Source organism: Pseudomonadota bacterium (assembly GCA_039193195.1).
Classification (GTDB): domain Bacteria; phylum Pseudomonadota; class Gammaproteobacteria; order Steroidobacterales; family JBCBZW01; genus JBCBZW01.
Map to the genome: position 1 here is coordinate 1 of JBCCWS010000042.1, position 11,883 is coordinate 11,883.

Here is an 11,883-nt window from a genome sequence, read left to right on the forward strand (position 1 = left end):
CGCGCTCGGGCTGCATTTGACTAACGCGGCGAGGGCGCCCGTGCTACTCGCCCGTCGGGTCTGCCCAGGGGCAGCGTCCGCGGCGTTGCATCGCTTGCCAATGGCGATGCCATTGGCTGCGCGACGCGCCTTGCTGACGCTGCCCCTGCGCAGACTGAGCGTTACCCTATATACCAAGCGGTCCACTAGCGCCCCGTTACCTCTGCGCAGTCGTTCCACAGCGACATAAGCGTCTTCGGCGCGCCCTCCCAAGATCGATTCGACCTGCGTGTAACCGTAAGGCGCTCTCGGACCACCTTGATCTGAGGATGCGGCGCGCTCCGCGTGCGCTTCGACCGAGTGGTCGCAAGCACCGTCGCCGATGGAGCCGACCTGCCAGTCGCTTCGGCGCCGCCGCATAGTTCCCACTGACTCGAACAGATGGACGGAAGTTATGAATGAGGAACGCGCTCTTGCGGCCCTGTCCGCGCTAGCCCAGCAGACGCGCTTGTCGGTGTTTCGCCTGTTGATCAGCGCGGGCAGCGACGGCCTTGCCGCCGGAGAGATCGCTCAGCGCGTAGGCGCCCGGCCGAACACCCTGTCCACCCACCTGCAGGCCTTGCTTATGGCGGGCCTGGTCTCGCGCGAGCGAAAGGGGCGCAGCATCGTGTATCGCGCGCATTTCGGCGAGGTCAGCAGGTTGCTGACGTTCCTGATGCAGGAGGCGTGCGGCGGGGAAGAGCAGATTTGGCAGCCGGTCAAGCAGGCGATGGACAGTCCTGCGCCGTCGCCCGCCCTGTACCAACCTGTTTGATCCGATAGGTGAAGGGGTGACGACGCCAGTCGTCGTCACCACCAGGATAGCTGGGGGCCCTTAGGGGGCCATGTCGAAGACCAACAATTCGGGCGAATCGGCGATAGCGCCGTAGGCGAGGCTCCGCTCATCGCGTAGAGCCGCGCCGTCTCCCGCCTTGAGCAGCTCGCCATTGACCTCTACCGTGCCGCTCACGATCTGCACCCACAGCAGGCGATCCGCACCCACCACGAGAGATCCATCGTCGCCCTCCATCAGCTTGCCGGCGTAGAGGTTGACGTCCTGACTCAGGCTGACGCTCCCCTCGTGCCCTTCACGACTGGCCACTAGGCGTAGGGCACCGGCTAGCTCCTCGTCAGCGAAGTGACGTTCCTCGTAGCTCGGCGATAGGCGCTCACGCTCGGGCATGATCCAGATCTGCAGCATGTGCACCGGCTGCTCCTGCGAGTGATTGAACTCGCTGTGAGAGATGCCCGTCCCAGCCGTCATGCGCTGGACGTCGCCGGGTCGTATTACGGACCCGGACCCTAGGCTGTCCCTGTGCTCGAGGGCGCCTTTGACGACGTACGTGATGATCTCCATGTCGCGGTGGCTGTGAGTGGGAAAGCCGGCGCCCGGGGCAATGTGGTCCTCATTGATGACGCGCAGCGGTCCGAACCCCATGTACTTGGGGTCGTAGTAGTGGGCGAAGGAGAAGCTGTGTTGGGTTTGCAGCCAGCCATGGTCCCCGCCGCCACGCGCCTCGGAACGTCGAACGTCGATCATCTCTTGCCTCCTGCTGTATTGAACGGCACGGGACACCAATGCCGCGCTCGCTCCACGGAAGTGGGGGCCCGATAGCCTGGAACAATGACGCCGCGCAGCCCCTCACCGTCGCGCATTCTGCGACAATCGCGCTGGGAGGTATCCATGGACAAGTTCTCGGCGCTGAAGGCATTTGTCGCCGTCGTGGAGCACGGCAACTTCGCCGCGGCAGCGCGTGCGTTAGGGCTGTCGCGCTCGCAGGTCAATCGTACGGTGATCCATCTTGAGGATGCGCTCGAAGTGCATCTGTTCAATCGCACCACCCGGGCCGTCGCCCTAACGCCGTCCGGCCAGGCTTTCTACGACCGTGTGAAGTCCGTGCTAGCTGATCTGAACGAGGCAGAACAAGCGCTCCGGGCCGATCACGAGGTGCCTCAGGGGGAGATGCGCATCAACGCGCCGATGTCCTTCGGCATCCGTTACCTGGGACCGGCGCTGGCGAGCTTCATGCGCGAGTACCCAAAGGTTCGGGTTCAGCTGTCCCTAAGTGACCGATTCGTCGATCCGGTCGCCGAAGGCTTCGACATGACCGTACGCATTGCCGAGCCCAGCGACTTGCCCTCGTTGATAGAGCATACGATCGTTCCCATTAGGCGCCTGATCTGTGCCTCACCTGCCTTTATTGCTGAGCATGGGAGACCCGAGTGCTTGTCATCACTGGCGGCGCTGCCGTGCCTGCACTACGGTAACCTACCGACGGGAAACGTGTGGCGTCTGCGCCGCGAAGGGGCACCTTGGGAGGACGTACGGGTCAACGGCGTGCTGTGTGCGAACAACGCCGAGGTGTTACGCGATGCGGCCGTGGGCGGTTTGGGCCTCGCCTTGCTGCCCACCTTCGTTGCGCCAGAGGAGCTTGCCGACGGCCGCCTGCAGGCAGTGCTTCGGGATTACTCAGCCGCGCCGATCGCCCTGACCTTGCTGTATCCGCCTAATCGCCACCTATCCGCACGAACGCGCCTGTTCGTGAAATTCATGCACGAGCATTTTGCTTCGCTGGACGAGGATGGCGCGGCTATCGCGCAGGGGGATTGAAATCGCTCTCCTGTGGCACCATTTCCTGCACATCTTTGGATTTGTGTCCCGCGGCGAGCCCCTCTCAGATGGGCGCTCGGGGCATTGGTGAACACGCGAGGGGGCACCCATGCAGTACAAGGACTACTACGCCATCATGGGCGTTGCCCGCGACGCCAGCGCGGATGACATCAAGAAGGCGTATCGCAAGCTAGCGGGCAAGTATCACCCGGACAAGAGCGACCATCCCGATGCGGAACAACGCTTCAAGGAGGTCGGTGAGGCGTACGAAGTACTCAAGGATCCGCACAAGCGCGAGGCCTACGATACGCTCGGGCCGAGTTATCGCCCCGGCCAAGAGTTCCGCCCGCCACCGGGTTGGGAGCAGATGTTCGGTGGCGGCGCTGGTCCGGGTGCTGCCGGCGGTGCCGAGTTTTCGGACTTCTTCCGCTCCCTGTTTGGCGGCGGTGGGTTTCAGGCGGGTGCCGGCCAGGCTGGCGGCTTTCGCCGCGGTTTCGGGGCTGGCCGCGCGGGTCCCTTCGGTGGCGCTGGTGGTGGGCCCTTCGAGCGCACCCAGCACGCTCGGCGGGGGGAGGACGCGCAGGCGCGGGTGCACATCGATATCGAGGATGCCTACGCAGGTAGCACGCGGCAGATCACCGTGAGCGGTAGCCCAAGCGGCGGAGGGCGCACCTTGAGCGTGCGCGTGCCAAAGGGGATTCGTGAGGGTCAACAGATTCGCTTGGCTGGCCAAGGGCAGAGGGGGCTCGGCGGTGGGCCAGCCGGGGATCTCTTGCTCGAGGTGGTCTTTCGCGACCATCCCTTGTGGAGAGTCGAGGGCAGCGATGTGCTGGTCGAGGTACCCGTGGCGCCGTGGGTGGCCGCGCTCGGCGGCACGGCGGCGGTGCGCACGCCCACTGGAGCGATAGACCTGCGTATCCCCGAGGGGTCTCAAGCCGGTCGCCGGCTGCGCCTGCGCGGCAAGGGACTGCCATCGAAAACACCCGGCGATCTCTACGCTGTGATCAAGGTGGAGCTCCCGCCCGCGCGCGAACCGGAGCAGCGAGCGGCTTGGGAGCGCTTCCGCGACAGCTTTGAGGCGCCGGAACAGGCCAGCGATGGCTGAGGGTGATCCCTTCCCGAGTATCGGCGAAGCGCAGGCACGCGGGGAGATTGCGGCGATCTATGCGGATATCCGCCGCACGCTAGAGGCTCCCCTGGTTAACCTGGTGTGGCGCGCTCTCGCCGCCGTGCCTGGCGCTTTGCCTTGGGCGTGGGGCAGTGTGAAGCCGCTGCATGGCAACGGGCGTGCTGCACGGGCTGCAGAGCGCCTCAGGAACACCTTGGTGCTACCGTCCGTGCGCACGATCAGCGCGTGCGATCTGCGAGTAAACGGCGTCTCAGAGATGGCGGAGCGACAGATCGTGCGGACTGTCGTCAGCTATGCTCGAGCGAACTTGATCAACGCGGTCACATTCTCCGCCCTTCAAGTCATGCCCGTTGGGGGGCAAGCGCCTTCAGCGTGGTTGGGTGCGCGGGTGGAGCGGGTCTCTCTGCGCGAAGTCGATGACGAGCCTTTGCCATCGCTTCTAGCGATGGGCGAGATGTCGCCCGCTACGGCCGAACAGGTTCGTCAGGTAAGTTGCCTCGGCAGGGACCCACGAACGGAGGAGGTTCAGGTGAGTCTGCCTCGCCAGCTCGCCCATTGGCCAGGATTCCTCGGGCTTTGGCTTGAGGCGTTCGCCGATGCTGAGCAGGACGGTTCGCTGCGTGAGGCTGCTGACCTGGCCGCGGACGCTGTGCGCACTGAGGGCGGGCGGTTGGCGCAGGGCGCTAGCGCGCTCACGGTGCTATCGGACCCGAAGGGGCAAGCGCAAGCGCGAGCGATCATCGAGGCGATCGTGCCGATGCCGATAGGGCGGATGCTGGTGCTGGTGGAGACGCTTCGCCGAGCACTGGGAGAGCGTGCTTTGCCCCCCCGGAGGAGTGGTGCCGAGGAGAGGACTTGAACCTCCACGGGGTTGCCCCCACTGGCACCTGAAGCCAGCGCGTCTACCAATTCCGCCACCTCGGCCCGCCCGCGGGCACGGCTGGCCGGCGCGGGAAGATCGAGAAAGATAGTGGCGACGTGTAAGCTTGTCAATCGCACCGTACGGGCCAGGGCCTAGTCCGTGGCCCACGCCGATTGTCGCGAGGCGATCGCATCCCCTGTACATCTAGTCAATTCGCCCGGCGCTAGCAATGGCCGCGGCAGGAGGACCATTTGGCGAACAAGAAAAAGAAAAAGATCTCAAAGAAGCGCGCGACGACGAGCAGCATCAGTAAGGGTGGCTGGCAGGAGCGAGATCCCAACTTCGCGCGCGAGCAAGCACGCTACGACGAGCCTATCCCAAGTCGAGAGCTCATCCTCGAAGTGCTTCGCGACTACGCGGCACCGATGAGCTTCGCCGCCCTCACCGGGGAGCTGCAGGTGAAGGGCCAGTCGCGCCGTCATGCGCTCAAGACCCGCCTGCGAGCGATGACGCGCGACGCCCAGATTATTTGTAATCGTCGCGACGAGTACTGCCTGGTGGATTTGATTCCTCTGGTCACCGGCCGCGTAAGCGGCCACCGCGATGGTTACGGTTTCCTCGTTCCGGACGATGGCAGCGACGACATCTACCTCTCGTCGCGGCAGATGCGCGAGGTCATGCACGGAGATCGGGCCGCCGTGCGCGTGCGCGGCTTCGACCGCCGCGGGCGACCGGATGGAGCAATCGCCGAAGTACTCGAGCACGCGAATACGCTGGTCCCGGGGCGCCTCGTGCGCGAGCATGGCGTTGGCTTTGTCATCCCAGACAACCCGCGTCTCACCCACCGCATCATCATCCCAAAGGGCGCGGCCGCCAAGGCGCGGGACCACGAGATGGTGGTGGCGCAAATCACCTCGCCGCCCACGGCCGAGGCGGAGGCGATCGGCCGTGTGGTCGAGGTGCTCGGCAGCCCCGACAAGCCGGGATTAGCCACGGAGATTGCCATGCGCAGTCATGGTCTGCCGTGGGATTGGCCTGGCGCCGTAGCCGCGCAGGCCGCCAAGCTCCCCAAGCGCGTGCCGAGCACGGCGAAGCGAGGGCGGGAGGATATGCGCGAACTGCCCTTAGTCACGATCGATGGGGAGGACGCGCGCGACTTCGACGATGCGGTGTACTGCAAGGCCACCAAGAGCGGTTTTCAGCTTATTGTCGCGATAGCTGATGTGTCGCACTACGTCCTGCCGGGCAGCGCCCTCGATGAGGAGGCTCACGAGCGTGGGACGTCCGTGTATTTCCCCGACCGGGTGGTGCCGATGTTGCCGGAAGCGCTGTCGAACGAGCTCTGCTCGTTGAAGCCAAAGGTGGATCGCCTCGCCATGGTCTGCGACATGCGGATCAGCGCGGAGGGTAAGGTCACGCGGGCGAAGTTCTCCGAGGCCGTGATTCGCTCCCATGCGCGCCTCACTTACACCCAAGTTGGCGCGGCGCTCGGCGGCGATCGAAAGGCGCAGAGCGCCCTCGAACCGCACGTGCGGAGCAACGTGCAGGCGCTGCATGCGATGTACCGCGTGATGGCCAAAGCGCGCCGTCGTCGCGGAGCGATCGACTTCGACATGCCTCAGCTACGCGCGGAACTCGATGATCAGGGGCGAATCACGGGCTTCGCTGTGGCTGAGCGGAACGATGCGCACAAGCTCATCGAAGAGGCGATGATCGCCGCCAACGTGCAGGCTGCGAAGTTTCTGAAGCGCCACCGTATCCCCGCCCTTTACCGTCGCCACGATGTGCCGGATGAAGATCGCATCGAGTCGCTGCGCGAGTTCCTGCGTTCCGTGAACCTACGGTTGGCCAGCACCTCGAAGCTCAAGCCCGGTGACCTGCGCCGCCTCCTTGAGCAGGCCCGCGGTAGGGAAGACGCGGAGCTGATCGAGACCGTGGTGTTGCGTTCTATGTCGCTAGCCATCTACCACCCGATCTCCGACGGGCATTTCGGATTGGCCCTGGCGGACTACGCTCACTTCACCTCACCGATTCGCCGCTATCCCGACCTGTTGGTCCACCGCGGCATTCGTCACGTACTGCGCGGAGGAAAGGCGCGGGACTTCGCCTACGACCGCCAGCGCATGGAGCAGCTCGGCAAACACTGCTCTGCCACCGAAAGGCGCGCCGACGAAGCCACGCGGGAGGTGATGGACTGGTTGAAGTGCGAGCTCATGGCGGACCACGTGGGGGATCACTTCGATGCGGTCGTTACCGGGGTCACCAACTTCGGCGTGTTCGTGCAGCTGGCGGACTCGCGGGTCGAGGGCCTAGTGCACGTGACCGCGCTTGGCCAAGACTACTTCGTGCATCAGCCAGAGTTGCACCGCCTGGTCGGGCGCAGCTCTGGCATGACCTACAGCTTGGCGGATCGCCTTCGGGTGCAGGTAGCCAAAGTGGACATGGAAGCGCGGCGCATCGACTTCGAGCTCGTGGAGGGCGGCGGGCGCTCATCGACGCGAGGGCGCGGCAAGCGTCGACGCGGCGCGCGCGGGCGGTGAGTGAGCGCGAGCGAAACCGCCATGCGCGGCATCTGCGTCGTGAGCGGCGCGGCGGCGCGGCGGTCGATGCCGACGTCGTGTTCGGTCTGCACGCCGTGCGTCACCTGTTGGAAGCGCAAGGTGAGGCGGCAGCTGGGCTGATCAGTCGCCTGCTAGTGCAGACTGGCCGAGAAGATGAGCGCTTGCGCGAGGTGATCGCCCTGGCATCGCAGGTCGGGGTGAGGGTTGATTCGGTGCCGCGTTCGGAGCTAGACCGACGCGTGCGGGGCCGACACCAGGGCGTGATCGCCTGCTACGTGGAGCGACCCACGCTCCCCTTGGACGCGCTCGCCGCCGAGCTGCGCCAACACGATGGCGAGCACCCGGCCCTACTTCTCGTGCTCGACGGCGTGCAAGATCCGCATAACTTGGGAGCTTGCCTACGCTCGGCCAATGCGGCGGGTGTCAACGCTGTTATCGTGCCCCGCGACCGCGCCGCCGGCCTCTCGCCGACCGTCCGCAAAGTCGCCTGCGGGGCGGCGGAGTCGACCCCGTTGGTGACCGTGACTAATCTGGCGCGCGCACTCGGCCAGCTCAGTGAGGCGGGGGTGCGCCTCGTCGGTACCTCCGATCAAGCCTCGGAGCCCTTGTGGCGAGCTGATCTTCAGGGGCCCACGGCGATCGTGATGGGTGGAGAGGCGAGGGGGCTGCGCCGGCTCACCGCGCAGGCCTGTGACCAGTTGGTGCAGCTGCCGATGGCCGGCGTCGTGGAGAGTCTCAACGTCTCAGTCGCGGCAGGTGTTTGCCTGTTCGAAGCAGTCAGGCAACGAAACGGGGCTACCAGTTTCTAGATTAAGTATCATAAAAAGTTCTTAAGCCCTTGTTTTATATATTCTTAAAACTTACCGAGGCGAGGGCGTTGAGCCCTAGGTGATGACCCGTAGACCGGGGCGCTTGTGAGCACCGGGAGGGGCGCGTATCATCCGCCGGCTTCCCGGGACCAGCCCGGGACACTCCTTGCCTCACCCAAACGGGGAGGCCGTCAGTCCGTGAGGAGACACTCTTGCGACATTACGAGATCGTTTTTCTGGTCCATCCGGATCAGAGCGAGCAGGTGCCTGCCATGCTCGAACGCTACCGCTCCATCATCGAGGGAGCCGGTGGCACCATCCACCGTCAGGAGGATTGGGGCCGGCGCCAGCTCGCCTTCCCAATCAATAAGGTTCACAAAGCACACTACGTGCTGCTGAACGTGGAATGCGAGAAGGCGACGCTCGATGAGATCGTCTCTGCCTTCCGCTTCAACGACGCCGTGTTGCGCCATCTGGTGCTAAATCGCGAAGAGGCCGTGACCGAGCCCTCGCCGATGATGCGCAAGGACGAGGAGAAGGACGGCCGCGAGCGCCGTCGGGATCGTCCGGAACGCGGTAGCCGGGAGGGTGACGGAGACGCGCCCGCGCCCCGCCGTGAGGAGGCAACGGCCGAGGAAGCAGCGCCGGCGGGCGACGCGGACGAGGCGGACGCGGACAGCACCGACTGAACCAACTTTCGAGGGCGTAGGCCGCGCAGTCGCGCACGCCCCACTGACCTGGAGGGATTCCCATGGCGCGTTTCTTCCGACGCCGCAAGTTCTGTAAGTTCACCGCCGAGGGCGTGAAAGAGATCGACTACAAGGATCTCAACACGCTGAAGGGCTACATCGGCGAGAGCGGCAAGATTGTGCCGAGCCGCATCACGGGCACCAAAACGCGCTATCAGCGTCAGCTCGCGGTGGCGGTCAAGCGGGCACGCTATCTCGCCCTTCTGCCCTACACTGATAGGCACTGATCACGGCGGTGACCTCACTGGGCACCGGCGCTGCTTCTGCGAGCGTCGGGCACGGGGTAGCGTCGCCTGACGGTCGTATCGGCCGGTCGTGCCACCGCTGACATGAAGGCGATAGCAGAGTGGCTGCTAGCAAAAGGTTGGCGCGTGCCGCTGACTTTCGTGCTGATGGCGGTGGTACCGGACCAAACGGGGCAGTGGCTCGCGCTGCTCTCAGCGATTGCAGGCACCGCGATCCTCGCCCTAGCTACGCTGCGAAGCGGCTTTGGCCGCGGCCTGCAGTTGAGCCTGACCGGCGTGCTAGCCGTGGCGGTCGTTTCGTATGTCATGCAACGGGTGGAGCCGGGCGTGGCGCACCCAGACCTGCTTACTCGAGTCTTGTTGTGGGCACCCGCGCTGGTGAGTGCAAGCGTGGTCAGGCAGACACGATCGCTGACGATGGGCCTGCAGGTCCTGTTGCTCCTCGGCCTTGGGGTGATGGGCTTGGTGTTCCTGCTCGCTGATCCCTACGGCTACTGGCTCAGCCGCGATGTGCCGCCTGAGGATGCGCGCTTGTCCACGGGGATATTCGCGGCCGCGTACGCCCTGTTCGTCGCGGCAGCGTTGTTCGCTGCCCACCACGGCGAGCGCAGCGGTAGGCCGCAGGAGGAGCACTGGGGCTTCGCGAGCCTGGCGATGGGTAAGGGCGTTGCCACGGTCAGCGCCGGCCTTATGCTCGTAGCGCTGCTTTTGCCGGGGTCGATCTACATCGCGAATGCGGTGATCGTGCTCGGCGTCGGCTTCGCGCTGCAGGGCCTAGCGGTGGCGAACGCTTGGATGGAGGGGCGCGGCTTCGCCGGCATGTGGGCGGTAGCCCTATACGCCGGCATGTTGCTTGCGATCATGGTGACCCTGCCCTTGTTGGTCGGCATAGGGTTCATCGACAACTGGCTGCAGCTGCGCCAACGCTGGCGAGTGCAGCGCTAGAGATTACGGCCGGCACCGGGGAGCCCTCGGCGGCGGTTGGTCACAACGAGAGAGGCTTGGAACAATGGAGCTCATTCTGCTTGAGAAGGTCGAGAATCTCGGCGACATCGGTGATCGGGTCAACGTCCGCGCGGGCTACGGCCGCAATTTCCTGCTGCCCCAGGGCAAGGCTGCGACGGCAACGGCCGAGAACATCGAGAAGTTCGAGAAGATCCGGGCTGATCTGGAAGCTAAGGCAGCTGCCGCCCTCGGCGCGGCGAAGGGCCGTGCTGAGAAGCTCGAGGGCCTCGCCGTGACCTTGCCGGCAAAGGCTGGCTCGGAAGGCAAGTTGTTCGGCTCGATCGGTCCAGCCGACATCGCGGACGCGTGCACCCGCGCTGGCGTCGACGTGGAGCGTCAGGAAGTGCGCATGGCCGATGGGCCCTTGCGCGCAGTAGGTGACCACGAAGTGGAGCTACACCTGCACACGGACGTAGACGTCACCATCACCGTGACGGTGGTGGCGGAAGAGGACTGAGGTTCACCCGCGGAGTGCCACGGCGGTGAGCAGCAGTGCCGGCGGCCTGCGAGTGCCGCCGAACTCGGTCGAAGCAGAGCGCTCGGTTCTCGGCGGTTTGCTGCTCGACAACGGTGCCTGGGAGTCCGTTGCGGAAACCCTTTCGGAAGGCGATTTCTACCGTCGCGACCACCAGCTGATCTTCCGCGGCTTCAGCGAACTGATCGAATCCGATCGCCCCGCGGACGCCGTCACCCTGGCCGAGTACCTCGACGCCCAGGGCCTCGCTGAGCAAACCGGAGGCCTCGCCTACCTCGGTCAGCTTACCCAGGACACCCCAAGCGCGAGCAACATCGCCGCTTACGCCGCTATCGTGCGCGACCGCTCCGTGCTGCGTCAGCTGATCGAGGTGGGCGGTCAGATCGCTGGTTGTGCCTACGACACGGAGGGACGGGCGCCCGCCGAGCTCATCGATGAGGCAGAGCGGCTCGTCTTCCAGATTGCCGAGCAGGGGCGGCGTACGGTCTCGGGCCTGCGCCCGCTGAAGGAGTTCGTTCGCAACACGGTCGATGCGCTAGAGGAGCTGCATCGCTCCACGGATCAGATCACGGGCCTGTCCACCGGCTTTACGGAAATGGACAACATGACCTCGGGCCTGCAGGCAGGGGACCTCATCATCATAGCCGGCCGACCGTCGATGGGTAAGACCAGCTTCGCCGTGAATATCGCCGAGCACGCAGCGCTGCACGCGAAGGTCAATGCCGCCGTGTTCAGTATGGAAATGTCGGCGGAATCGCTGGCCTTTCGCCTCATATCTTCCTTAGGCCGGGTCAATCACGGACGCCTGCGCAACGGGTCCTTTGCCGATGAGGATTGGCCGCGGATCACCCTGGCGATCGAACAGATGGCGAAGGCACCGCTGTTCATTGACGAGACCCCTGCCCTCACGCCTACGGAGCTGCGGGCCCGTGCACGGCGCATGGCGCGAGAGCATGGGCTCGGGTTGATCGTGGTGGACTACCTGCAGCTGATGCAGGGCACGAGTGCTGCCGCCGAGAACCGGGCGACCGAGATCTCCGAAATCTCACGCGGCTTGAAGGCGCTGGCGAAGGAGCTGTCGGTGCCGGTGATCGCCTTGTCGCAGCTCAATCGATCCGTCGAGCAGCGCCAAGTGAAACGCCCGCAAATGTCGGACCTGCGAGAGTCCGGAGCGATCGAGCAGGACGCGGACCTGATCTGCTTTATCTACCGCGAGGAGGTGTACGAGAAGGACACCACGCGCAAGGGCATCGCGGACATCATCATCGCCAAGCAGCGTAACGGCCCCGTGGGTGACTTTCCCCTGACCTTTCTCGGCGAGTACACGCGCTTTGAGAACTACAGCCCCGAGGCCGACTACGGTGCTGACGGGGGCGACGACGGCAGCGGCTTCGAGAGTCCCTTCTAGCCGCCTTTCTT

General features: G+C 65.0%; 13 protein-coding genes and 1 tRNA gene. 11 read left to right on the forward strand and 3 right to left on the reverse strand.

Features of this window, described 5'->3' with window-relative positions; all coding sequences use genetic code 11:
* A partial coding sequence (locus AAGA68_22135; GenBank protein MEM9387770.1) for a hypothetical protein occupies positions 1–186 on the reverse strand: 186 nt, incomplete at its 3' end.
* A gap of 247 nt (positions 187–433) precedes the next feature.
* On the opposite strand from AAGA68_22135, the gene AAGA68_22140 reads away from it, so the two are divergent.
* Positions 434–793, forward strand: coding sequence for a metalloregulator ArsR/SmtB family transcription factor (locus tag AAGA68_22140; protein MEM9387771.1), 360 nt, complete (start codon positions 434–436; stop codon positions 791–793).
* Between the two features lie 60 nt (positions 794–853).
* Here AAGA68_22140 and AAGA68_22145 read toward each other — a convergent pair whose 3' ends face one another.
* Positions 854–1,558: a pirin family protein gene (locus AAGA68_22145; GenBank protein ID MEM9387772.1), complete on the reverse strand. Its 705-nt coding sequence runs from the start codon at positions 1,556–1,558 to the stop codon at positions 854–856.
* 144 nt (positions 1,559–1,702) lie between these two features.
* Between AAGA68_22145 and AAGA68_22150 the strand changes: the two genes are divergently transcribed.
* The 3 genes from AAGA68_22150 to AAGA68_22160 all read left to right on the forward strand — a co-directional run bounded on the left by AAGA68_22150 (position 1,703) and on the right by AAGA68_22160 (position 4,617).
* Positions 1,703–2,629: a LysR family transcriptional regulator gene (locus AAGA68_22150; GenBank protein MEM9387773.1), complete on the forward strand. Its 927-nt coding sequence runs from the start codon at positions 1,703–1,705 to the stop codon at positions 2,627–2,629.
* A 109-nt stretch (positions 2,630–2,738) separates the two neighbouring features.
* Entirely contained in the window at positions 2,739–3,734 is a 996-nt protein-coding gene (locus tag AAGA68_22155; protein ID MEM9387774.1) for a DnaJ C-terminal domain-containing protein, read from the forward strand.
* A complete protein-coding gene (locus AAGA68_22160; GenBank protein ID MEM9387775.1) occupies positions 3,727–4,617 on the forward strand; it encodes a hypothetical protein in 891 nt (296 codons plus the stop codon). The genes AAGA68_22155 and AAGA68_22160 overlap by 8 nt, the downstream gene beginning before the upstream one ends.
* Here AAGA68_22160 and AAGA68_22165 read toward each other — a convergent pair.
* Positions 4,596–4,682: transfer RNA gene (locus AAGA68_22165), tRNA-Leu, on the reverse strand. The two genes, AAGA68_22160 and AAGA68_22165, sit on opposite strands and share 22 nt — an antisense overlap.
* A 189-nt stretch (positions 4,683–4,871) precedes the next feature.
* On the opposite strand from AAGA68_22165, the gene rnr reads away from it, so the two are divergent.
* The 7 genes from rnr to dnaB all read left to right on the forward strand — a co-directional run bounded on the left by rnr (position 4,872) and on the right by dnaB (position 11,872).
* On the forward strand, positions 4,872–7,160 hold the full coding sequence (gene rnr, locus AAGA68_22170) for a ribonuclease R (protein ID MEM9387776.1): 2,289 nt from the start codon (positions 4,872–4,874) through the stop codon (positions 7,158–7,160).
* A gap of 32 nt (positions 7,161–7,192) precedes the next feature.
* On the forward strand, positions 7,193–7,990 hold the full coding sequence (gene rlmB, locus AAGA68_22175; protein MEM9387777.1) for a 23S rRNA (guanosine(2251)-2'-O)-methyltransferase RlmB: 798 nt from the start codon (positions 7,193–7,195) through the stop codon (positions 7,988–7,990).
* Between the two features lie 212 nt (positions 7,991–8,202).
* Entirely contained in the window at positions 8,203–8,679 is a 477-nt protein-coding gene (gene rpsF, locus AAGA68_22180; protein MEM9387778.1) for a 30S ribosomal protein S6, read from the forward strand.
* A 62-nt stretch (positions 8,680–8,741) separates the two neighbouring features.
* Positions 8,742–8,966 (forward strand): 30S ribosomal protein S18, encoded by a 225-nt coding sequence (gene rpsR / locus AAGA68_22185; protein MEM9387779.1) that lies wholly within the window; start codon positions 8,742–8,744, stop codon positions 8,964–8,966.
* Positions 8,967–9,110: 144 nt separating this feature from the next.
* Complete coding sequence (locus tag AAGA68_22190; GenBank protein MEM9387780.1) at positions 9,111–9,929, forward strand: hypothetical protein; 819 nt, start codon at positions 9,111–9,113, stop codon at positions 9,927–9,929.
* A 64-nt stretch (positions 9,930–9,993) separates the two neighbouring features.
* Positions 9,994–10,446, forward strand: coding sequence for a 50S ribosomal protein L9 (gene rplI / locus AAGA68_22195; GenBank protein ID MEM9387781.1), 453 nt, complete (start codon positions 9,994–9,996; stop codon positions 10,444–10,446).
* A 25-nt stretch (positions 10,447–10,471) separates the two neighbouring features.
* Positions 10,472–11,872, forward strand: coding sequence for a replicative DNA helicase (gene dnaB, locus AAGA68_22200; GenBank protein ID MEM9387782.1), 1,401 nt, complete (start codon positions 10,472–10,474; stop codon positions 11,870–11,872).
* The last annotated feature ends 11 nt before the right edge of the window (positions 11,873–11,883 follow it).